The organism is Rhizobium leguminosarum, from assembly GCF_001679785.1.
Classification (GTDB): domain Bacteria; phylum Pseudomonadota; class Alphaproteobacteria; order Rhizobiales; family Rhizobiaceae; genus Rhizobium; species Rhizobium leguminosarum_R.
Window position 1 is genome coordinate 239,130 of the sequence record NZ_CP016290.1, and the last position, 21,011, is coordinate 260,140.

At 59.5% G+C, this 21,011-nt stretch carries 19 protein-coding genes and 2 pseudogenes; 16 read left to right on the plus strand and 5 right to left on the minus strand.

Annotated elements, in window-relative coordinates:
• Position 1: 1 nt before the first annotated feature.
• From BA011_RS35615 to BA011_RS35655, 9 genes are all read left to right on the plus strand, one after another.
• A complete protein-coding gene (locus BA011_RS35615; RefSeq protein WP_065284294.1) occupies positions 2-2,452 on the plus strand; it encodes a conjugal transfer protein TrbE in 2,451 nt (816 codons plus the stop codon).
• The gene (gene trbJ, locus BA011_RS35620; protein ID WP_065284295.1) at positions 2,430-3,227 is read left to right on the plus strand and encodes a P-type conjugative transfer protein TrbJ; all 798 of its coding nucleotides are present in this window, start codon (positions 2,430-2,432) and stop codon (positions 3,225-3,227) included. Before BA011_RS35615 ends, trbJ begins: the two co-directional genes overlap by 23 nt.
• Positions 3,221-3,394 (plus strand): entry exclusion protein TrbK, encoded by a 174-nt coding sequence (gene trbK / locus BA011_RS35625; RefSeq protein ID WP_065284296.1) that lies wholly within the window; start codon positions 3,221-3,223, stop codon positions 3,392-3,394. Before trbJ ends, trbK begins: the two co-directional genes overlap by 7 nt.
• Before the next feature lie 4 nt (positions 3,395-3,398).
• On the plus strand, positions 3,399-4,586 hold the full coding sequence (trbL, locus tag BA011_RS35630; RefSeq protein ID WP_065284297.1) for a P-type conjugative transfer protein TrbL: 1,188 nt from the start codon (positions 3,399-3,401) through the stop codon (positions 4,584-4,586).
• A gap of 22 nt (positions 4,587-4,608) precedes the next feature.
• The gene (locus tag BA011_RS35635) at positions 4,609-5,271 is read left to right on the plus strand and encodes a conjugal transfer protein TrbF (protein ID WP_065284298.1); all 663 of its coding nucleotides are present in this window, start codon (positions 4,609-4,611) and stop codon (positions 5,269-5,271) included.
• 17 nt (positions 5,272-5,288) lie between these two features.
• Positions 5,289-6,101 carry a P-type conjugative transfer protein TrbG gene (gene trbG, locus BA011_RS35640; protein ID WP_065284299.1) on the plus strand — a complete coding sequence of 271 codons (813 nt, stop codon included), beginning with the start codon at positions 5,289-5,291 and terminating at the stop codon, positions 6,099-6,101.
• 3 nt (positions 6,102-6,104) lie between these two features.
• Positions 6,105-6,545: a conjugal transfer protein TrbH gene (gene trbH / locus BA011_RS35645; RefSeq protein ID WP_065284300.1), complete on the plus strand. Its 441-nt coding sequence runs from the start codon at positions 6,105-6,107 to the stop codon at positions 6,543-6,545.
• 11 nt (positions 6,546-6,556) lie between these two features.
• Positions 6,557-7,855 carry an IncP-type conjugal transfer protein TrbI gene (gene trbI / locus BA011_RS35650; protein WP_065284301.1) on the plus strand — a complete coding sequence of 433 codons (1,299 nt, stop codon included), beginning with the start codon at positions 6,557-6,559 and terminating at the stop codon, positions 7,853-7,855.
• Between the two features lie 311 nt (positions 7,856-8,166).
• On the plus strand, positions 8,167-8,871 hold the full coding sequence (locus BA011_RS35655) for an autoinducer binding domain-containing protein (RefSeq protein ID WP_065284302.1): 705 nt from the start codon (positions 8,167-8,169) through the stop codon (positions 8,869-8,871).
• Between the two features lie 3 nt (positions 8,872-8,874).
• Here BA011_RS35655 and BA011_RS35660 read toward each other — a convergent pair whose 3' ends face one another.
• Positions 8,875-9,165 carry a transcriptional repressor TraM gene (locus BA011_RS35660; RefSeq protein WP_065284303.1) on the minus strand — a complete coding sequence of 97 codons (291 nt, stop codon included), beginning with the start codon at positions 9,163-9,165 and terminating at the stop codon, positions 8,875-8,877.
• Between the two features lie 257 nt (positions 9,166-9,422).
• On the opposite strand from BA011_RS35660, the gene BA011_RS35665 reads away from it, so the two are divergent.
• From BA011_RS35665 to BA011_RS35675, 3 genes and pseudogenes are all read left to right on the plus strand, one after another.
• A complete protein-coding gene (locus tag BA011_RS35665; RefSeq protein ID WP_065284304.1) occupies positions 9,423-9,671 on the plus strand; it encodes a helix-turn-helix domain-containing protein in 249 nt (82 codons plus the stop codon).
• Positions 9,672-9,909: 238 nt separating this feature from the next.
• A complete protein-coding gene (locus tag BA011_RS35670) occupies positions 9,910-10,527 on the plus strand; it encodes a type IV toxin-antitoxin system AbiEi family antitoxin domain-containing protein (RefSeq protein ID WP_072642654.1) in 618 nt (205 codons plus the stop codon).
• Positions 10,520-11,388: pseudogene (locus BA011_RS35675) on the plus strand (nucleotidyl transferase AbiEii/AbiGii toxin family protein). The gene BA011_RS35670 and the pseudogene BA011_RS35675 overlap by 8 nt, the downstream one beginning before the upstream one ends.
• A 234-nt stretch (positions 11,389-11,622) precedes the next feature.
• Here the strand turns inward: BA011_RS35675 and BA011_RS35680 are convergent.
• From BA011_RS35680 to traA, 4 genes are all read right to left on the minus strand, one after another.
• Positions 11,623-12,240: a TraH family protein gene (locus tag BA011_RS35680; RefSeq protein ID WP_065284307.1), complete on the minus strand. Its 618-nt coding sequence runs from the start codon at positions 12,238-12,240 to the stop codon at positions 11,623-11,625.
• 16 nt (positions 12,241-12,256) lie between these two features.
• Positions 12,257-13,420 (minus strand): conjugal transfer protein TraB, encoded by a 1,164-nt coding sequence (locus BA011_RS35685; protein WP_065284308.1) that lies wholly within the window; start codon positions 13,418-13,420, stop codon positions 12,257-12,259.
• The gene (gene traF / locus BA011_RS35690; protein ID WP_420493455.1) at positions 13,410-13,907 is read right to left on the minus strand and encodes a conjugative transfer signal peptidase TraF; all 498 of its coding nucleotides are present in this window, start codon (positions 13,905-13,907) and stop codon (positions 13,410-13,412) included. Before traF ends, BA011_RS35685 begins: the two co-directional genes overlap by 11 nt.
• Positions 13,908-13,972: 65 nt before the next feature.
• Positions 13,973-17,299 (minus strand): Ti-type conjugative transfer relaxase TraA, encoded by a 3,327-nt coding sequence (traA, locus tag BA011_RS35695; protein ID WP_065284310.1) that lies wholly within the window; start codon positions 17,297-17,299, stop codon positions 13,973-13,975.
• A gap of 255 nt (positions 17,300-17,554) precedes the next feature.
• Here traA and traC point away from each other — a divergent pair, with 255 nt between their 5' ends.
• The 4 genes and pseudogenes from traC to BA011_RS35715 all read left to right on the plus strand — a co-directional run bounded on the left by traC (position 17,555) and on the right by BA011_RS35715 (position 20,875).
• Positions 17,555-17,848, plus strand: coding sequence for a conjugal transfer protein TraC (gene traC, locus BA011_RS35700; protein WP_011654562.1), 294 nt, complete (start codon positions 17,555-17,557; stop codon positions 17,846-17,848).
• Between the two features lie 4 nt (positions 17,849-17,852).
• Entirely contained in the window at positions 17,853-18,068 is a 216-nt protein-coding gene (gene traD / locus BA011_RS35705) for a type IV conjugative transfer system coupling protein TraD (RefSeq protein WP_027668129.1), read from the plus strand.
• Positions 18,055-19,989 (plus strand): Ti-type conjugative transfer system protein TraG, encoded by a 1,935-nt coding sequence (traG, locus tag BA011_RS35710; RefSeq protein ID WP_065284311.1) that lies wholly within the window; start codon positions 18,055-18,057, stop codon positions 19,987-19,989. The genes traD and traG overlap by 14 nt, the downstream gene beginning before the upstream one ends.
• A 440-nt stretch (positions 19,990-20,429) precedes the next feature.
• Positions 20,430-20,875, plus strand: a pseudogene (locus BA011_RS35715) (thermonuclease family protein).
• The last annotated feature ends 136 nt before the right edge of the window (positions 20,876-21,011 follow it).

A 21,011-nucleotide genomic window follows, 5' to 3' on the forward strand; every position in this document is an offset into this window, starting at 1 on the left:
CATGGTAGCTCTCAAACGCTTCCGGGTAACCGGCCCGTCCTTCGCCGATCTCGTTCCCTATGCCGGCCTCGTCGACAATGGTGTTCTCCTCTTGAAGGACGGAAGCCTGATGGCCGGCTGGTACTTCGCTGGCCCGGATTCCGAAAGTGCGACCGACCTTGAGCGCAACGAGTTGTCGCGGCAGGTCAATGCCGTTTTGTCACGGCTCGGAAGCAGCTGGATGATCCAGGTCGAGGCCATTCGTATTCCGACAGTCGACTATCCATCAGAAGATCGATGCCATTTCCCCGACCCCGTGACCCGCGCAATCGATGCCGAGCGTCGGGCGCATTTCGCGCGCGAGCAGGGGCATTTCGAGAGCAAGCATGCGCTGATCCTGACCTACCGGCCACTTGAGTCCAAGAAGACTGCACTCAGCAAATACATCTATGCGGATAAGGAGAGCCGGAAGAAGTCCTACGCGGACACGGTGCTCTTCGTGTTCAAGAACGCGGTGCGTGAGCTTGAGCAGTATTTTGCCAACACACTTTCGATCCGGCGAATGGAAACCCGCGAAACACTTGAGAGGGAAGGGGAGCGAATTGCCCGGTATGACGAGCTGCTGCAGTTCGCCCGATTCTGCACCACTGGGGAAAGCCATCCAATCCGGCTTCCCGACGTTCCCATGTATCTCGACTGGATCGCCACCGCGGAGCTTGAGCACGGACTGACGCCAAAGGTCGAAAACCGTTTCCTCGGCGTCGTTGCGATCGACGGTCTGCCGGCGGAAAGCTGGCCGGGGATCCTGAACAGCCTTGATCTGATGCCTCTGACCTATCGATGGTCATCGCGCTTCATCTTCCTTGATGCCGAGGAAGCCCGACAGAAGCTCGAACGGACGCGGAAGAAATGGCAGCAGAAGGTCCGGCCGTTCTTCGACCAGATATTCCAGACGCAAAGTCGATCCGTCGACCAGGACGCCATGACCATGGTGGCCGAGACCGAGGATGCGATCGCGCAGGCCTCGTCGCAACTGGTTGCCTATGGCTATTACACACCGGTCGTCGTGCTGTTCGACCGCGATCGCGAAGGACTCCTGGAGAAGGCCGAAGCGATCCGGCGGCTAATCCAGGCGGAAGGCTTTGGGGCGCGGATCGAAACACTCAACGCCACCGATGCTTTTCTCGGTAGCTTGCCCGGCAACTGGTATTGCAACATCCGTGAGCCGCTGATCAACACCAGCAATCTCGCCGACTTGATTCCGCTGAATTCGGTCTGGTCCGGAAACCCTTTTGCGCCATGCCCTTTTTATCCGCCCAAATCCCCGCCCTTGATGCAGGTTGCGAGCGGATCTACGGCATTCCGTCTGAATCTGCATGTCGATGATGTCGGCCACACGCTGATCTTCGGCCCAACCGGCTCAGGCAAGTCGACGCTTCTGGCTCTGATCGCCGCGCAGTTTCGCCGGTACGAAAATGCGCAGATCTTCGCCTTCGACAAAGGCAGTTCACTTCTACCCCTGACGCTCGCCGCCGGCGGCGATCACTATGAGATCGGCGGCGACAATGCGGAAGAGGGGAGGGCGTTGGCCTTTTGCCCATTGTCCGAACTTAAGAGCGACGCCGACCGGGCTTGGGCGACGGAGTGGATCGAGATGCTGGTCGCTGTGCAGGGCGTCACCATCACACCCGATCATCGTAACGCCATCTCTCGGCAGGTCGGCCTGATGGCGAGCGCCTCTGGTCGCTCACTCTCGGATTTCGTCAGCGGCGTGCAGCTTCGCGAGATCAAGGACGCGTTGCATCACTATACCGTCGATGGCCCGATGGGCCAGCTCCTCGATGCGGAGGAGGACGGCCTCACACTCGGCGCCTTCCAGACTTTCGAGATCGAGCAGCTGATGAATATGGGCGAGCGCAATCTCGTGCCAGTGCTGACCTACCTGTTCCGCCGGATCGAAAAGCGTTTGGATGGGTCGCCGAGCCTGATCGTGCTCGACGAGGCGTGGCTGATGCTCGGCCACCCTGTATTCCGCGACAAGATCCGCGAGTGGCTCAAGGTGCTCCGGAAGGCGAATTGCGCCGTCGTTCTTGCGACCCAATCGATCTCCGATGCCGAGCGGTCCGGGATTATCGACGTGCTGAAGGAATCCTGCCCGACCAAGATTTGCCTTCCGAACGGCGCCGCCCGCGAGTCTGGGACGCGTGAATTCTACGAGCGCATCGGCTTCAACGAGCGGCAGATCGAGATCGTCGCTACCGCCATGCCGAAGCGCGAATACTACGTCGCCACGCCAGAAGGCCGGCGGCTGTTCAACATGTCGTTGGGGCCAGTCGCGCTGAGCTTTGTCGGCGCGTCGGGCAAGGAGGACCTCAAACGCATCCGCGCACTGAAATTCGAACATGGCCGCGACTGGCCGATCCACTGGCTTGAAACGAGAGGAGTTCACGATGCCGCATCGCTGCTCAAATAGATGGTTCGCCGGCTTGACGGCCGCCGTTCTTGCGATTGGAGGCTCGGGCTCAGTGCAAGCCGGTACAGCCACCGGTGCTGCGACGGAATGGACGCAACTCGCCAACAATGCGCAGCTCGTGGACCTCATGAAAAGCTCCGGCATCCAGGTCGACAATCAGCTGACGCAGATCAGCCAGCTTGCAGAGCAGATCCAGAACCAGCTGAAGATCTACGAGAACATGCTGCAGAACACCGCCCAGCTTCCTGATCATGTCTGGGGGCAGGTCGAAAGCGATCTCAACCAGCTGCGCAGTATCGTCGACCAGGGACAGGGCATCGCTTTTTCGATGGGGAACGCGGACGACGTTCTTCAGCAGCGCTTTCAGAGTTATGCCGATCTCAAGACAAACCTACCGAGCAATGCAACGTTCTCCTCGACCTATCAGTCCTGGTCGAACACCAACCGTGACACGATTGCCAGCTCGCTGAAGGCGGCGAGCCTCACGGCCGATCAGTTCGATAGCGAGGAAGATACGATGTCCTCGCTGCGGTCGATGTCCGAGACGGCTGGCGGGCAGATGAAGGCTTTGCAGGTCGGGCACGAGATCGCCGCTCAGCAAGTCGCGCAAATGCAAAAGCTTCGCGGTCTCGTCTCCCAACAGATGACAATGATGGGAACCTGGCTGCAGACGGAGCAGACCGACAGGGATCTGGCACAGGCGCGGCGAGAGAAATTCTTCAGTGCGACGGTTCCCTCCACTTCAGGCGGCGAGAAAATGAAGGTGGAATGGTGAGAACGAAAGCACTCCTCATCGCAATTGCAACGATCCTGGCAGTCGGAAGCGCCGGTGTTTGGTTCCTGATCTCCGAAAAGCAGGCAGCTCAGGAGCGCAGGGCGAAGTTCTTCGGATCGAAGGAATACCCGACATCGGGCGGCGAGAAGATGAAGGTCGAATGGTGATCGGATGACAGGCACGACGACACTTCATCAGCTCCGATTGGCTATGCTGATTGTCGCGTTTGCGGTGGTGACGACCCAGCCGGCGCTGGCGCAAGAGGGGTCCGTCTTGACGTCCCTCCAGAGCCAGATCACGACCACTGCGAAGGGGTGGGAAACCACCGTCATGAACGCGGCGAAATCCCTTTTCTGGATCCTCGCAACGATCGAGATCGGTATCGCGGCCGTCTGGCTCGCGATCCAGTCAGCCTCGCTGGACAGCTGGTTCGCCGAACTGGTGCGGCGGATCATGTTCGTGGGCTTTTTCGCGTTCGTGCTGGCGCAGGGACCAACCTTCGCCAAGGCGGTCGTAGACAGTCTGTTCCAGATCGGCGCCGGCGGAGGGACGGCGTCACCAGCTGACGTGTTCAATGCCGGGCTCGCAGTTGCAACAAAGATGTCGGAGAAAGTACAGTTCGGCCTCTTCGAAGACAATGCGCTGGCAATCTCGGCCGCGTTCGCCATGGTCGTGACAGTCATCGCGTTTTCTCTCGTAGCTGCCATTTTCGTTTCAGTCATGGTCGAAATGTATATCGGGCTGCTTGCCGGAATGATCATGCTCGGCCTTGGCGGTTCGTCGTTCACTAAGGATTTCGCAGTCCGTTACTTAGTCTATGCCTTCTCGGTCGGCATGAAGCTCATGGCGCTCGTCATGATATCTCGCATTGGTTCGGAAGTGCTGATCGGCCTCGCCAACCAGCCAGATATCGGCGACCAGTTTCAGACCGCTCTTGCCATCGCTGGAATTGCCGTCGTTGTCTTCATCATCGCGATGTACGTCCCAAACATCATGCAGGGTGTCGTTCAAGGCGCATCGGTTTCCGGAGGGATGGAATCGATCCGCCACGGCGGACAGGCGACGTCCTTCGCCGCCGGTGCTGGCTTCCTCGCCGCCGGTGCTGCCGGAGCGGGTTTTGCGGCCGCGCAAGCCGCACGAGCTGGCGGTTCATCCGTCGCAGGTGCCGCTCTTCGCGGCGTAGGCGCGAGCTTCAGTTCCGGCGCCCAGGCAGCCGGATCAGCCGCGAAGGAAAAGGCTATCGGCTCTCCGGGCGCTTATGCCGGGTCCATTCTCGGACTGGCCAATGCCAAGCTCGATGAACAGCGCGGCGGTCATAGCGGACTGAAGCCTCCTCCCGAACGCAACGACAAACCGTAATCGAGACAAGGGAAGAATCAAAATGGCAGCGAACCGCGCCCCGGAAAACCCGTATCTTGCCGCCCGCCAGGAATGGAGCGAACGCTATGGCTCCTATGTGAAGGCCGCAGCCGCATGGCGCATTGTTGGTGTCCTCGGCCTGGTCATGGCCGTCATCGGCTTCAGCTACGCGATGTATCTGAGCACGCAGGTGAGGCTCGTGCCTTACATCGTCGAGGTCGACAAGCTCGGAACCGCAGTCACGGCAGGCTTTCCGGAGCAGATCGAGTATGCCGATGTCCGCGTGGTGCGCGCCACACTTGGCAACTTCGTCACGAGCTTTCGCTCGATCACGCCGGATGCAGTGGTGCAGAAGCAATACATCGACCGCACCTACGCCCTTCTGCGCACGTCCGATCCGTCGACGGAGAAGGTCAACGCCTCGTTTCGAGGCAATTCTCCATTCGAGAAGGCGAAGTCCTCGACGGTTGCCATCGAGGTCAACAACATCGTGGCGCTTTCGAACCAGACCTATCAGATCGACTGGACGGAATACGAGCGGGATCGCAAGGGCAAGGAAACCGGCACACGCCGGTTCCGTGGCATCGCAACGGTGACGCTCACCGCGCCACAGGATGAGGCGACGATCCGCCTCAATCCGATCGGCCTCTATGTCCGGGATTTCGACTGGACGGCACAGCTTTAAGGGCAGGGATTCTTTCAATGAAAAAAACGGAATTGATCGCAGCCGCCGGCTGCATGGCCGGACTCTTGGTTGCGGCGGGCGCGCAGGCGCAAAACATGACGAGTAACGAGGTGAAAGGAACAAATCTTTCCAGGAAGTGGCGCGGCACGTCGGGACTGGTCGCGACGGGACCGGACGGAAAGGTGATCTTCCTGTTCGGCGAAACGCAACCTTCCGTCGTCTGCTCGCCTTTGCAGGTCTGCGACATCGAACTTCAGGGTGGCGAGATCGTTCGCGATGTCCTCGTCGGCGACACCGTGCGCTGGAAGGTAGAGCCAGCCACCTCGGGTGCGACAGGCGGACAGGCCATCCATCTCATCGTCAAACCATCTGAGCCAGGGCTTCTCACCTCGATGGTCGTCACCACGTCACGTCGAACCTATCACATCCAGCTCAAATCCCATCCCAGCCAGTACATGGCGCGCATTGGCTTCGAATATCCGGAAGACGTGCCCAGCAAGCTCGCCGACATAAACGCCCGTCTCGAAACGGGCGGCATTCCGGGCACAGCGCCGGACAAACTGAACTTCTCCTACTCGGTGAGCGGGAGCGCGCCCTGGAAACCGAAGCGGGTCTATTCTGACGGGGTGAAGACCTACATCCAGTTCCCGAAGTCGATCTCCGGTCAGGATGCACCTGTGCTCTTCGTCGTCTCCGGCGGTCAAAATCGCATCGTCAATTACCGGATGAAGAACGACATGATGACCGTCGACTATGCGATCGACAAGGCGATCCTCATTTCCGGCGTCGGTTGGCGGCAGCAGAAGATCACCATCCGGCGGGGAGGCTGAACCATGCGAAAGCTGTTCGCATTCTTCATCGCGGCCGCGCTGCTCTCCGGCTGCCAAACGGCCGACGACGCACTGACCACCAGCTCGACCCCGGTGGCCGTCACCGGACCGGCTGCTAGCGCCATCGCGGGCGACATGGCAAGCCGTCTGGCTGAACAGATCAGCCCCGCCGGTGCTACGACGACGATCAAAATGGAAACGGACACGTCGGAATTCGCATCCGCCCTCGAGGCGGCGCTGAAGGGGTGGGGCTACACAGTGGTCACGGACGGCAAAGTCGCCAAAGACATCAAGCCGGTCGAGCTTGCTTATGCAATCGAGGGCTTCGACGGACAAGTTTTAGCCCGCGTCTCGACACCTGCCATTGCTCTCGCCCGCGCTTATACGCCGACGGCGGCCGGTGCCACGCCGGCCAGTCCGCTTTCGATCATGCAGCGCAACTGACGGAGATAAACATGGTCCAGTCGCTCCAGCTTGGCACGCCGAGCCAAGCCGACGATCAGCAGGGCATGCGGCGGCTCAACCGCCTGCCGATCATCGTCGCCATCATTGTCATCGTGCTGTTCGTTAGCATCGTCGTGATCGGTCTGTCGCTGCGCGGGCTTTCCTTCAATCGTGGCGACATCGAGGGTGCTTCCAATAGCCCTGCGACCAGTTTCGGCGACCAGCTTAAGCGGGGTGTCACGGACGGCATTATCGGTGACCCAGAAAAGCAGGAGGTGTTTCAGCCGACACCCGTCGTCATCGAGAAAGAGGAAAAGCAGGAACCGGTCGTCGAGCGCCAACCGACAGATCGACAAGATCGCCGACAAAGGCTCGAATCCGAAGAGGAGTGGAAGGCTCGGCTGAAGCGAGAGCAGGATGAGCAATATATGCGCGAGGCACAACGCCAGCGGATGGCGCGTCTCCAGGCCCGTTCCACGGCGCTCGATTCGCCACTGAAGGTCGACATCTCCGATGTCGAGAAGGCTGCAAGCTCCACCAATGACACGGGCCGCCAGCCGACAAACGTCGCAGCAAACAGCGCGTCAGACCTTTACGCCGCGGCCATGAAATCCAGCCTGATGGGACAGAACGTCGATCAGAACGGGCAGACGTCGAAAGAGGATTTTTTCAACCAAGACATCAAGGATCTCGGCTACCTGCCAAACCAAGTCGTGCCACAGATGTCACCCAATGAATTGAAGCGCGGTTCGGTCGTCCCGGCGACATTGATCACCGGCCTCAATTCCGACCTGCCAGGGCGAATTACAGCTCAGGTCAGCCAGAATGTCTACGACAGCGCCACCGGCTATCGCCTTCTCATCCCACAAGGCGCAAAGCTGTTCGGCCGTTACGATTCCAAGGTGTCCTTCGGTCAGGAGCGCGTTCTCCTCGTCTGGACGGACCTCATTTTCCCGAACGGCTCCACCCTGCAGATCGGCGGCATGGCCGGCACGGACGCCGAAGGATATGGCGGCTTCCAGGATGAGGCCGACCGCCATCTCTGGAGGACGTTCGGTTCCGCAGCCCTGGTGGCAATCATCGGGACGGGTATCGATATGTCGATGCCTGAGAGTTCGACGCTCGCAACGCAGGACACGGCCTCGGATGCAGCACGACGTAATTTTGCCGAATCATTCGGCCGGGTAGCGGAAGAGACGATCTCGAAGAATCTGAACGTTCAGCCGACAATTCGCATCCGACCGGGCTACAAGTTCAACGTCCTGGTCGATCAGGATATTGTTTTTCCGTTTGTCTATAGCGGCCGCTAACCAGCTAATGGACCCTCAGATTTTCGCTTGTCGCTGAACATCGCAAGGTCATTCCGCGCGGCGGCGCGGGTGTGACTAAAAATCTCTACAAAAATCATCGTCTTTAGATCAGAAAGAGTTGAATACTCGGCAGAGGTGAATAGACCTAAGGGATGCAACGAACGTGGATCTGCTTCGCGTAGAAGCAACCGCCGTATGGTCCAATGTCCCATGTGGCTCCGGCTAGCCGAACGGTACCAACCAGTACCTCGCGGCGTCAGAACGGCGCCACGAGTGGGAGGCTTGCACCGTCGCAAAAGGAGGAAAAGTTAGTGGACGGTGACCTTCGCTCTCTCATCGATATGACAGAAGCCGCGCATGATGAACGTATGATCAAAAGTGCTTTGAAGACATTTGCGCACGCATGTGGCTTCGACCGTTTTGCTTATCTGCAGACCGAGGGGTTGGAAATCCGCACATTCAACTCCTATCCGGAGGAATGGCAGGGCGTTTATCTCGAAGGCCAGTACTCCCGCATCGACCCGGTCGTTACTGAAGCCAAGCGTCGCATGGAAATGTTTTCCTGGACGGCCGACGATTGGCCCGCTCGTGGAACCTCCGAACTCAGGCGTTTTCGGGACCAGGCGATCGATTACGGCATTCGGAGTGGGGTGACGATTCCCCTCGAAGGAAGTTTCGGGTCAACGATGATGCTGACGTTTGCATCCTCAGCGCAGACGGCTGACGTTTCAAAACTGCAGGATGCGCAAAAAGCGATCCGGGCGGTTCTGGTGATCCATTACCGCCTGAAGATCATCGCGGCGACGACGATTGTCGCTCCGAAACGGTTGCTTTCACCAAGAGAAGCAATGTGCGTGATGTGGGCGGCAAAGGGCAAAAGCGCTCCGGAAACGGCAATGTTGACAGGGATCAATCCGAGGACAGTGCAGCACTACCTTGATAAAGCGCGCGAAAAACTTGAGGCGGCGACCGTCCCACAGCTCGTCGCAATTGCTAAAGATCACGGTTTGGTTTGAACGTCATTCATGTTTATCGAGTGGAACCTCGGGGATGTAGCCTAACGCATCGATGATTTCCGAAAGTTCTTCTTGCTGGACTTCTGATTTCTTTTGGCGCGCGACATACTCATCCTGCAGGCTTTTGAGTACGGCGGCGGAGAACGACGGATCGGCGCTCGCGCGAGTCCATTCCTTATAGACAGCCTCATCGGCGGCAATAAGACGGCGGTGCTCACGGATCGCAGCAACTGCCAGCACCTCTAGTTCTGACTTTTGCGTCAAACTGTTGCGAGACGAGCCCACATCGTTCATCCGCTTCTCCCAAACTTCATTCTGTTGCCCGAACCTAAGGTTGCGGCCTTAATATCTGTTGAGCGGCACCACAATATCCGCTGAGCATCATCTGGGTCCTGTGCGATTTCATCTCGCGCCTCTCCATACCGACGTCGAAGAGTGCAGGGACTTGAACGACACTGTCTTGCTTATTTGCTCAAAAGGATTCGACCCTCGCTTGTGCTGTAGAGAATACTCCGTGGTAGGATACTCATCAAGCCGCTGTTCTCCGGATCATGGAGATTCGAGAGGTATTTGCGCGAAATTTGCGAGCTGCGCGGCAGGCTAAAGGCTTGTCCCAGGAGGAGCTCGCGCATCGCGCGGATATCGATCGCACCTACATCAGTTCCCTGGAGCGTAGCGTCTACAATGCAAGCATCGATGTTGTTGACCGTTTGGCGACCGTCTTGGGCATCGAAGCCTGTGAGTTGCTGAAGCGGCCCCCGAGGGAGTCACAGATGCCAACCACCGAGCTTGACGCTTAAGAGAGTTGTCCCGCGGAGGGACGGGCTCATGCCCAGCTGGCAATGCTTTCACGTCAATCGGCTAGGTCCGTCGGCAAGGCTACATCTTTACTCTTGACGACCACTGGATTTGTCAGCTCTCATCTCATCGAGGCAATTGTTCGTGGTGAAGAATTCACAGAGCGAGGGCTTTCTCGACCTCAGGGTTTGTGATACAAATCCTAGGATAATAGGTCCAATTCTCCGAGCTTTTATATCAATGCCCGGTTCCGTCACGCAACGCCAAATAGCCCGGACCGTGCTAACTGAGCGCGGAATAGCACGTTTGGTCGAACTGCGGAACGCAGGTGTGACGGCTGCCACCATGAGCCGAATGGAACGAGATGGTGAAGTGCTGCGGCTTGCCCGCGGTCTTTATCAACTTCCTGACGCGCAGCTCGACGTCAACCACAGCCTGGCGGAGGTTGCCAAACGCGCGCCCAAAGCCGTTATCTGCCTCGTTTCGGCATTGGCGTTCCACGGCCTGACAGATCAGCTCCCCGGACAAATCTGGCTTGCCATAGGCCGTAAGGACTGGGCTCCGAAACTGGACGGCCCCGCTATGCGCATCGTGCGTTTCACAGACAGCCTTCTCAACGAAAGCGTCGAAGCCCATGTCATTGAAGGCGTTCCTGTGAGGGTCTTTGGAATTGCCAAGACGATTGCCGATTGCTTTCGCTATCGCAACAAGATTGGCCTTTCGGTAGCGATAGAAGGGCTGCAGGAGGCGCTGCGGCAACGAAGGGCTACTCCTGGCGAAATCGCCAACCAGGCCGAACGCGGTGGCGTCGGATCGGTGATCCGGCCGTATCTCGAGGCGCTGACCGCCAATGGCTAAAGACATCAGAAACGTCGGCGCCTTGGTGCGCGCCCGCCTGTTGCAACTCGCCAAGGCAAGCGGGCAAAGCTTCGATCTGGTCCTGACGCGTTTTGCTCTTGAACGGTTATTGTTCCGGCTTAGCCAGTCGCCCCATGCCGGTCGCTTCGTTCTAAAAGGGGCGATGTTGATGATGAGTTGGTTCGACAATCCGCACCGAGGCACGCGCGACCTCGATCTTTTGGGTTTCGGTGATCCGAGTCCGGACCCGATGCTTGAGACATTTCGGGAAATTCTGGCGCAAGAGGCCGACGATGGCGTTACGTTCGACGCTGATACGCTGCATGTGGATCGTATTCGCGAGGCATTGGATTATGGTGGGCTCAGGCTGCGGGTGATCGCTTCGATCAGCGGAGCCCGGATTAACCTGACAATCGACATCGGTTTTGGCGATGCGCTTGAGCCTGGGGTGGAGGTTTTGGATTATCCTTCCATGCTCGATTTTCCGATGCCGCGGCTTCGGGCCTATGCGCGAGAAACGGTCATTGCCGAGAAGTTCCAGGCAATGGTGATGCTGGGGCGAGTAAACAGCCGCATGAAGGATTTCTACGACATTGGATCCTCAGCAGGTCTTTCGACTTCAGCGATGATCGGCTGGCGCGCGCAATAGCCGCTACCTTTGATCGCCGCGAGACATCGATCCCCATTGACCTCCCCGACGCCCTAACGGACGCCTTTGCCAAGGACCAGCAAAAGCAGCGGCAATGGCGAGCTTTCGTTGAAGGTGTTGCACACAATCCTGGCGATTTGACAGACGTCATCGCGGAGATTGCTACATTCCTGATGCCGCACGCGGTTGCGGCTGCGAGGCTGGTCGAATGAGCGGTTTGGTCGCAACCACGCGAGTTCATGGCTCAGCGAACAGAAATCAGATCCTGTCGGGTTTTTTATCGGGCAACTCCATAGCTGGAACCCGGCAGTATGCGGTTTCTTACTGGCTCGCCGCCATTACAACCACGGACCAAGCATCTGGAAGCACAGTAATTTCATGCTTTGGAGTCGCCTAAATTTTGGCTTGGCCGGAACATGCCTCGCCAATGCGAGGTGAACTCAACGCTATTGCTGACCATCAATGCGGGAAAGATCGATCCGTATCCCCGCATGCCTAACATCCTGCATCGTCTCTGGCTGTACGTCTTTCGGCGTCGCTTCCTCGCCATCCACTTCCTCGGCGGGACGCGTCTTATCACTTTGCTGCGGCGCTTCGATGGGTATGCCAGGATCCTCCGCCTGAAACACACTCACGCCCTCGAACTCGCCGGTTTTCCATGCGTAGACTGCATCAGCAAAAATCTGCGGGAAGACATCTTTGCTCGTGGGGTTGCCATACCATTTCGCAACGATCCTCAGAACCTTGGCGAACATCGTCGTGCCTTTGCGGAGGTTCTGGCAAGGATCGACGAAATCAGGCTTCAAATCAGCGGGCTCCTTGACTCCAACCCCAGCAGGAAACTGAGTCAGGCCGACTCGGACGACCGCCTGACCAGCGTATTGGCGCATGATAGCCATCGCCTCCTCAGTCGATGTGGCTTTCGGAACGAGTATTAACCGGCCGCCCGATTTGACAGTGACGGCGAGGGGATCATCCGAGCCCGCTGCCATCACGAATTGCTCGATGATCGCGGGCTTGAGAGAAGGGTCTGCACATTCTTTTATCAGGGCTGCGTCGATCATGGTGTCTCCTGGGCACTCAAGTGTTGAATGCAATAACAAGCGGCTTGGCGAAGAGCTTTGCCCAAGCCGTGGCAGTAGTTCGCTGAATGGCGACGATCGACGTCCCATCGGTCCACCAACCGTTGCCGACTGCAATGATGAAATCGGGATCGCGCAGCATGGACTGCAGCACCGGCCAAATGATCAGTTGCTCGTAGCAGATCAATGGTGCCGCGCGGCCGGCACCGATCGGGACGACCGGGTTCGCAAAAAAATCCGACCTGGCACCGCCACTCTCCCCGAACAAGAAACGCCACGGCTGCCACATCGACCCGGGAACCGGCATGCGTTCGCGATAGAGGATGCGGCTGCCCTTCCTGTCGATCGCGACGAGGACATTGTCGTAGCCCCTGGGGTCGACCATCGCGGCGCCGGTGATGACTGTGGCATCATCATCGCTGAAAGCGCCTGTCCAAAACCGCTCCACGGTCGATGTCCAGTAGCCAAGTGCACTTTCCGGCAGCACCACATACCGGGCACCGTCGCTGGTGGCGTTCCGCACCGTTGCGATTATGTCACGCTGGCGTTGAAGACCGGCCTCTCGGCCGAGCGAAGCGCCCAACTCCAGATCGACGCCGCGCCAGCCTTCCGGTAGTTTCGGATCGGTCCAGATCGCGGCGGACCACAGCCAAAGGCCTGCAAAGGCGATGGCGACAGCTGGCCAAATGCGGGTTACGAGGCCCGCAAGGCCAGCTGTCATAAGTCCAAGTCCCCACCATCCCCATCCCGGAAACAAAACGCCCGCGGCTGTGACGGGATGCGCCCAGCCCGTGATGCCGAACGGTGGGATGGCCATGATGACGGCCGCAAGGAGATAGCGAGAAGGACGAACGCGCGTGTTCTTTGTCCAGAGAACCGTATGCACGGCAACGAAGCTCAAAGACGCACACAACCAGAGCAAAAGACCCGGCCAAACGTCCGCCGCATAGAAGGTGGCAACGCCTTGCGGCAAACCACGTGATGCGGCCAGGAAATATGCAGCGGAGACAAGTGCTGCCCCCAATCTCGTTTGCGCGAGGGACCATAGAATTGGAAATCCCAGCGCGACGGGTAGAAGCAACACATGGCCGCTCCAGCCCACCACGCCGATCGCGATCGAAGCGAAAATCGGCAGCGCCGGCCGAAGGCAATCACGGGACATAGGTGAACACCTCCTGCGCCAGCCCGAGAATGCCGGAGATCGGCACTGGGCCAAAATATCGGGAGTCGTAGGAGCCTGGGAACGCGGAATGCAGGAAGATAGAATCCGGCGGTACGATGCCACTCGTAAACGGCGTCAACGGCCGGCCTTTTCCATCTCGTAGTGCGAGACTGGAAGAGGAAACCATCCACCCATCCACGCTCACGCTGACGCCGATTTCGACATTTTGTCCTGCAACGGCAATCACCGTCTTGATCAGCGGCGCGACGCCGCCCGGGCAGAAACCAGAACGAAAATAGCCACGCGCTCGTGCCTCCCGCATTTCCGCGGTAGCCGGTGGGCAGATGAACACCAGATCATTGACAGCAACGGGGCGATGGAGCGGAACGATACGCCATACGCCGAGTGGCTCGCTCGGCGTCAGATTGATGCGGTAGCCGCCGGCGAGGCCGGTGCCGATCGCCAGTATGACCACCAATGCGGCCATAAAAATGATTCCAGCCGCTCGTCGTTGTTGTGCGGTCATCGCCCGCCGCGTTCCAGCTCCCGCGGTCATTTCAGCGAGAGCCCCTGGTTCTTCGTCTGACGCAGCGTCTCGGCCTGCTTCAGCGCTTCGGTAGTACGCTCATGAGAGCCAAGTTGCTGGACCGTGCGCATGGAATTCCACGCGGACTGGACCTCGGCCTTCTGGCCAGCCGTCATGCCCGATGTGACGGTCTCGAAGGTCTTGCCACTCGTGTCTTTCGCGGCCAAAGGCAAGAATGTCCGTTCCCCGAAACGCTCGGACACAGCCTTGGCAAATCCTTCGAGTTCGGCTTTCACCATCTTGTCGGCCAGCGCATACTCGAGGCCGGCTGGAAGATCGTTGCGATCGATCGCATCGCGCACGCGTTCGAGCGTTTGCTTGGCGGCTGAAGATAGCGCCGGGATATCGACCGAAACCTTCAGACGGACTGCGCGCTCCTCTGTCTGGTGTTTCAATTCGGCCTCGGCCCGTTCACGGAGGTACCGTTCAAGATTTCGGGCGAGCGCCGGCACATTGGCGAGCGCTTTTTCCCGGTCCTGCTTGTCGCCACGGCTCGCGAGAAGACCGGTCTTGCCCTTCAGCGCGCCAAAGCTCTCTGGCTCCTCGGCAATCCTTGCCAGGGTGGACTGCGCGACCGACTGGTCCTTCAACATGGTATCGACATTGATCGCCTTGAAGGCAGCTTCCGGCTTCGCGTAGACGAGCTGGAAGCGGGTCGAGACGTCCTCCCATTGTTTCTTGAGGCCGGGATCGGCGGCGAGCTTGTCCTCGACAGCCCGCTCAAGCGATTTCGGGAAGGTGGTGATACCTGATACCATGGGCTTGGCCTCCTTGATTGTGTCCGGGATGGAGTGTTTGTTGCTGCCGCGGACCAGTCCAAGTGCCGCACCGATGGCGGCAAGACGTGCGCCGAGATCGGCGAGCTTTTGTTTCTGCCGGACGGTCCATTCGAGCCGATCGCGAGCGATCGTGCGGGCGACATTCATGAGGTGCAGGCCACGCGCCTCGGCAAAGCGCAAGGCTTGGCCGTAGAACGACGCCTTCTCGTAATCGAGGGTCGTCTCCTTGGCGTTTCGGCGCGACAGGATCGGGACGAGGCCGCCGGATTTCGCAAAGGAGCGACTGCCGAAATAGACGGCGAGATCCTCACGATGGCGCGTCATGGCGACATAGGTGAGATGCCGGTCCAAAGAGAGGGAAGCAAGCACCTTCACCCGGTCGACGGTCGCGCCCTGGCTCTTGTGGATCGTCGTTGCATAGCCGTGATCGAGATTGTTGTAGAAGCGCTGCTCGATCATGACCTGGCGGCGGTGCTCGCCGTCACCAACCTCCACAACAATCCGGCCAGGAGCGGCTTCAAGCACCTTTGCGAGCATGCCGTTCTTGACGCCAAGGCTGCCCTCGTTCTTGAGGAACACGATCTGGTCGCCGGCCGCGAACATGCGGGTTCCGTCCTCGGTCTTGAACGCAAATCCGTCTGCGACGACGCCGCGTTCGATCAGCTTGGCGCGCGCCATATCGTTGAGCATCCGGACGTCGCGGCGAAGGTGTGCGAGGATCAGGCTGGTCTTCGAAGGCTCGTAGTCGCGGTCCCAAGCTGCGATCAGACTTTCGACCGCTTCGTCCTTTAGTCTCAAACCAATCATTCGCCCATGAGCGGTGTAGGTATCGACAGCCTTGCGGACATTGCCACGAGCTAGATCGAGCGAGGCATCGCGCATCCATTGCTGGCGCTGGCGATAGATCGTCTCGAGTTCTGCATAGCCGATGCGATCGGCAATGGCGCGGAAGGCGGCGCCCGCTTCGATCGGTTGGAGCTGTTCCGGATCGCCGACAAGGACGAGCTTGGCACCGGCCTTGGTTACGGTTTCGACCAACACCGCCATCTGCCGCGACGATACCATGCCCGCCTCGTCCAGCACGAAGACCGTCTTGTGGTCGAGCTGGTTACGGCCCTGATTCCAGCGCAGTTCCCACGACGACAGCGTGCGCGATTGGATGCCCGCTTCCTTCTCCAATCCCTCGGCCGCTTTGCCCGCCAAGGCGCCGCCGACGACACGATAGCCGGCCGCTTCCCACGCCTCGCGCGCCGCCTTCATCATCGTCGTCTTGCCGGCGCCGGCGCGGCCGATGACAGCGGCAATCCGCGAGGCCCCGGCGACATGCTCGATCGCCGTTCGCTGCTCATACGACAGATGGGAATGGCGCGCAAAGGTCGCCTCCAGCACCGCCTCACGGACGCCATGGGAGGCGCGACCAGAGAGCCAAATCGCGCGATTGGCCATCTCAGCTTCAAGCCGGATCATCTCGCGCGTCGTGTACTTCGCGGGTGTCCGAATTCCTGTCGCAAAGTTGATCCGCTCGCGTTCGAGCCGGAGCGCTTCCGGACTTCGCAAAATGCGGACCATCAGACTTTGGAACAGAAGGACATCGTCGATATAGCGATACAACACCTTCGCAACATCGCGTTCGTCGAAGACGCTCTTCTCCCGCGTGATCAGGTCGAGCACGATCTCCGGACGGCGCTGGATGCGGCGGGCGTTCTCGCTGCGGCGCTCCTCCTGAAGCTCGATGCGTTCGAGTTTGGGAGTCGAGGTCTCCGACTTGTGGTCGGATTGCTCGGCCTTGCGCTCGATGGCTTTGGCGCCGACGCCGAGGTGAATGGTTGGCTCGAGGTCGATACCCTGCTTTTCGAAGGAACGGCCATCGATGCGGATATCGAGGCCGGCAAGCGCCAGATGCTTATTCTGGCAGGCAAACCAGCCGTCGCGAAACGCATTGAAATCCTCAGTGCTACCGGCCCACAGCTGATAGACGATTTTGCCGGCGTCATTTCGGATTGGCTTGCCATCCGGGCCGAGGACCGCAACCTTCTTCGAACCAAAGCCATCTTCGGTCAGCGGGCGCAACGTGGTCATGAGGTGGACGTGAGGATTGCCGGGGGCGTCGTGATAGACCCAGTCCGCGACCATACCCTTTGACGTGATGTGCCGCTCCACGAAATCCCGGACCAGCGCAATGTTCTGCGTGGCCGTCAGCTCTATTGGCAGCGCGATGGTGACATCCCTGGCAAGCTGGGCATCGGAGCGCTTTTCGAAACCCTCCACCTTGTTCCAGAAGGCCTCGGATGCGCCGGCGACCGAACGATCGGCAATCATCGAACGCAGCCATTCGGGCGAGTCTGCCGGAATGACGAACTCCTCGTGCAGGAGGCCTTGCTTGCGGGTGTAGTCGATCGTCCGGGCTTCCCGCTCGAACTCCATCTTGGCGCAGTGCCGGTAGGCCGCCGACAGCACGGCGCTGCGGCCGGATCCACGGCCGACGACACTGACGGAGAAATGGGGAACGGCCACGGCGGAATTCCCTCCCGGTTGCGAACGAAATCAAAGGGTTCGTCGGGAGCGGCGGCCCCACCAGGCTCTCTCAGCAACACGTCGCGCCGGCGACGTATAATTGCGCCCTTGGAAGCCGCTCCTTCGGAACGGCCGGGATCATTCCCGAAAGCATCGCCCTTGGCGATTGTAGGATTCACAGTAGTGCGTTCCGCACTCTGTTCGGAAAAACTGGGTTCGAAAGACAAGCTTTCGCACCCAGGGAGACAGACGGACATGAAGAAGCCATCCGCGAAACTTCGCGACGAAATCGCCAAGCTGCAGGAACAGCTCAAGATCGCCGAGACCCGGGAAGCGGAACGCATCGGCCGGATCGCGCTCAAGGCGGGCCTTGGCGAGATCGAGATCGACGAGGCGGAGCTTCAGGCAGCGTTTGAGCAACTGACCAAGCGATTTCGCGGAGGGCAGGGCGCTACGGCCGGAAAAGAAAGGGGAGGGGCAGCCGTCGTCTCGCAGCAAACCGCGCCGGTCACGTCTGGCGCGGGCGCGGGCAGCGCTGGCGAGGCTTGAACGCATGGCGAGGACGATGACATCCGACGCCCGCAAGAAGGACACGCGGGAAAAGATCGAGCTCGGCGGACTGATCGTCAAGGCCGGTCTGCGCTACGAGAAGCGAGCGCTGTTGCTGGGCGCGCTGGTCGATGCAGTGCGCCGCGTCAAGAGTGACGATACTGAGCGGTCCAGGCTCACGGCAATCGGCGTGGAGGCCTTCGGCAATGACGATCAATAGGATTGCGCTCGCCGTCATGCCTGCGGCGTTGATGATCCTGGTCGTCATCGGAATGACCGGGATCGAGCAGTGGCTTTCCGGTTTCGACAAGACCGAGGCCGCGCGACTGGCATGGGGGCGGACGGGCATCGCATTGCCCTATGTGGCGAGTGCGGCGATCGGAGTTCTGTTGCTGTTTTCGAGCGCCGGCTCGATCAATATCAAGCAGGCAGGTTGGGGCGTCGTCGCGGGATCGAGTGGGACAATCCTGGTCGCAGCAGTCCGCGAAACAGTGCGGCTTTCCGGTTTCATGAAGACGGTACCCGCCGACAAGACGGTCTTGGCCTATCTCGATCCGGCAACGTCGATCGGAGCGAGTACGGCGCTCTTGGGTGCCTGCTTCGCACTCCGCGTGGCGCTTATCGGCAATGCGGCATTCGCAAGGGCCGAGCCAAAACGCATTCAGGGCAAGCGGGCGCTCCATGGCGAAGCGGATTGGATGAAACTGACGGAAGCAGCAAAGCTGTTTCCCGATGCTGGTGGAATCGTCATCGGCGAGCGCTATCGGGTCGACAAGGACAGTGTCGGGAGCCAAGCGTTTCGAGCCGACAGCGCTGAGACGTGGGGTGCCGGCGGCAAGTCGCCGTTGCTGTGCTTCGATGGCTCGTTCGGCTCGTCGCACGGGATCGTCTTTGCCGGTTCCGGTGGCTTCAAGACGACGTCGGTGACGATCCCGACGGCGCTCAAATGGGGCGGCACGCTGATCGTGCTCGATCCATCGAACGAGATCGCACCGATGGTCTCCGCGCATCGCAGCGGAGCGGGAAGGGATGTATTCGTCCTCGATCCAAGGAAGCCTGGCATCGGTTTTAACGTGCTGGACTGGGTCGGTCGTTTCGGCGGGACGAAGGAAGAGGATATTGCCTCGGTCGCCTCATGGATCATGAGCGACAGCGGAGGCGCGCGTGGTGTCCGTGACGACTTCTTTCGCGCTTCGGCGCTGCAACTGCTGACAGCGCTGATCGCCGATGTCTGCCTGTCCGGTCACACGGATGAGCACGACCAGACGCTTCGGCAGGTACGCATGAATCTATCGGAACCTGAGCCGACATTGCGCAAGCGGCTGCAAGACATCTACGACAATTCGGGCTCGGATTTTGTGAAGGAAAACGTCGCAGCCTTCGTCAACATGACGCCGGAAACCTTCTCCGGCGTCTACGCCAACGCGGTCAAGGAAACACACTGGCTTTCCTATCCGAACTACGCGGCCCTGGTATCGGGAAAGAAGTTCGCGACCAACGACATCGCGGCCGGCAATACGGACGTCTTCATCAACATAGACCTCAAGACATTGGAGACCCATTCCGGTCTTGCGCGCGTCATCATCGGCTCGTTTCTCAATGCGATCTACAACCGCGAAGGACAGATCAAGGGGCGCGCGCTGTTTCTCCTCGATGAGGTCGCACGCCTCGGCTACATGCGGATCATAGAGACCGCGCGCGATGCCGGTCGCAAATACGGCATCACGCTGACGATGATCTATCAGTCGATCGGCCAGATGCGCGAAACCTATGGCGGCCGCGACGCGGCAAGCAAGTGGTTCGAGAGTGCCAGCTGGATTTCGTTTGCCGCGATCAATGATCCCGAAACCGCCGATTACATCTCCCGACGCTGCGGCATGACCACGGTCGAGATCGACCAGGTGAGCCGGAGTTTCCAGGCAAAGGGATCATCGCGGACACACTCGAAGCAGCTCGCTGCCAGACCACTCATTCAGCCCCATGAAGTTCTGCGCATACGTGCCGACGAACAGATCGTCTTCACCGCAGGAAACGCGCCGCTCCGATGCGGACGAGCCATCTGGTTCCGGCGCGACGACATGAAGGCATGCGTCGGCACGAACAGGTTTCACATGATCGGGGATACGCCAAAGTCTGCATGATCCAAGCCGGCGCGCGGTGCAACCGAGCAAGGCTGATCCAGAAAAATGAAGAGTATCGGAGAAATCAGCATAGCGACGCCCGACGGGCGAGATTTCGGGAATTCTCGTCGTGCGATGGGTGGGAAACAGGGCAGCCGCAGGAGCCTCAACATAGTGGCCCGAAGGGGAGGCGGGATCGACTGCCCCCGCCCGTCGCTCACCATTTTGCAGGCCACACCGCAGCCCGGAGCCAAGCTCCTCCGTAAACGCAGATGAAACCGGGTCCGACATAGGCTGAGGCGAAACGAGGGGATCGGAAAGTGGCGAAATCAAATGTGATTCCGTTTAGAAAGCCGCCGAAGGCCGGAGGCGGTCGCGACCGGCAGCGCGCGGGTGGAGGACTGCTGAGATCTGGGCGGAACAGATGGCGTAAACGCTCGACGGCAGTTCTATGCACCGTAATCATTGCTGTGGGGGGTTGGCTTGCCTATGGCGGCGCCGACGTTCTCCCCGATCTCGCCACTTTGGCCAAGAAACCGACGACGGATTCATTGTCGACCGCATTTTCGATCTGCGACGGAAGCCATCGAGCAAACTGCGTCGTCGACGGCGACACATTCTGGTTCAAGGCGAGAAAATCCGCATCGCCGACATCGATACGCCTGAACTCAGCCCGCCCCGGTGCGAGGCGGAACGGATAAAGGGTGAGGCGGCAAAATCCCGCCTGCTGACGCTGCTCAACGCTGGAAAATTCTCGCTAGCGGCCGGGTTCCGTGACGAAGACAAATATGGACGCAAACTGCGAACCGTATTTCGTGCAGGCAATTCGCTGGGCGATGCCTTGATCAAGGAAGGGCTTGCTCGATCATGGAATGGTGCCCGACACGGCTGGTGCCAGGGCGGGTGACAGCCATCATCACCTTCTCTGCACGGGAGAGGGATAGGGGTTTGGGGAAAGGGAGGAGGGAACCGTCCCCTTTCCCCATGGAGGAAGTTTGAAGGAGGGGCGTTGCCCTTCCTTCATGGGGTGAGGTTGAGAGGGG

What these genes read in the sequence shown, in the direction of transcription:
- traC (WP_011654562.1), top strand. Translation starts at nt 17,555, where the DNA reads ATGAAGAAGCCATCCGCGAAACTTCGCGACGAAATCGCCAAGCTGCAG.
- BA011_RS35665 (WP_065284304.1), top strand. Translation starts at nt 9,423, where the DNA reads ATGGAGATTCGAGAGGTATTTGCGCGAAATTTGCGAGCTGCGCGGCAG.
- BA011_RS35635 (WP_065284298.1), top strand. Translation starts at nt 4,609, where the DNA reads ATGGCAGCGAACCGCGCCCCGGAAAACCCGTATCTTGCCGCCCGCCAG.
- BA011_RS35680 (WP_065284307.1), bottom strand. Translation starts at nt 12,240, where the DNA reads ATGATCGACGCAGCCCTGATAAAAGAATGTGCAGACCCTTCTCTCAAG.
- BA011_RS35660 (WP_065284303.1), bottom strand. Translation starts at nt 9,165, where the DNA reads ATGAACGATGTGGGCTCGTCTCGCAACAGTTTGACGCAAAAGTCAGAA.
- traF (WP_420493455.1), bottom strand. Translation starts at nt 13,907, where the DNA reads ATGGCCGCATTGGTGGTCATACTGGCGATCGGCACCGGCCTCGCCGGC.
- BA011_RS35685 (WP_065284308.1), bottom strand. Translation starts at nt 13,420, where the DNA reads ATGTCCCGTGATTGCCTTCGGCCGGCGCTGCCGATTTTCGCTTCGATC.
- trbG (WP_065284299.1), top strand. Translation starts at nt 5,289, where the DNA reads ATGAAAAAAACGGAATTGATCGCAGCCGCCGGCTGCATGGCCGGACTC.
- BA011_RS35615 (WP_065284294.1), top strand. Translation starts at nt 2, where the DNA reads ATGGTAGCTCTCAAACGCTTCCGGGTAACCGGCCCGTCCTTCGCCGAT.
- trbK (WP_065284296.1), top strand. Translation starts at nt 3,221, where the DNA reads ATGGTGAGAACGAAAGCACTCCTCATCGCAATTGCAACGATCCTGGCA.
- BA011_RS35670 (WP_072642654.1), top strand. Translation starts at nt 9,910, where the DNA reads ATGCCCGGTTCCGTCACGCAACGCCAAATAGCCCGGACCGTGCTAACT.
- trbI (WP_065284301.1), top strand. Translation starts at nt 6,557, where the DNA reads ATGGTCCAGTCGCTCCAGCTTGGCACGCCGAGCCAAGCCGACGATCAG.
- trbH (WP_065284300.1), top strand. Translation starts at nt 6,105, where the DNA reads ATGCGAAAGCTGTTCGCATTCTTCATCGCGGCCGCGCTGCTCTCCGGC.
- trbJ (WP_065284295.1), top strand. Translation starts at nt 2,430, where the DNA reads ATGCCGCATCGCTGCTCAAATAGATGGTTCGCCGGCTTGACGGCCGCC.
- trbL (WP_065284297.1), top strand. Translation starts at nt 3,399, where the DNA reads ATGACAGGCACGACGACACTTCATCAGCTCCGATTGGCTATGCTGATT.
- traG (WP_065284311.1), top strand. Translation starts at nt 18,055, where the DNA reads ATGACGATCAATAGGATTGCGCTCGCCGTCATGCCTGCGGCGTTGATG.
- traD (WP_027668129.1), top strand. Translation starts at nt 17,853, where the DNA reads ATGGCGAGGACGATGACATCCGACGCCCGCAAGAAGGACACGCGGGAA.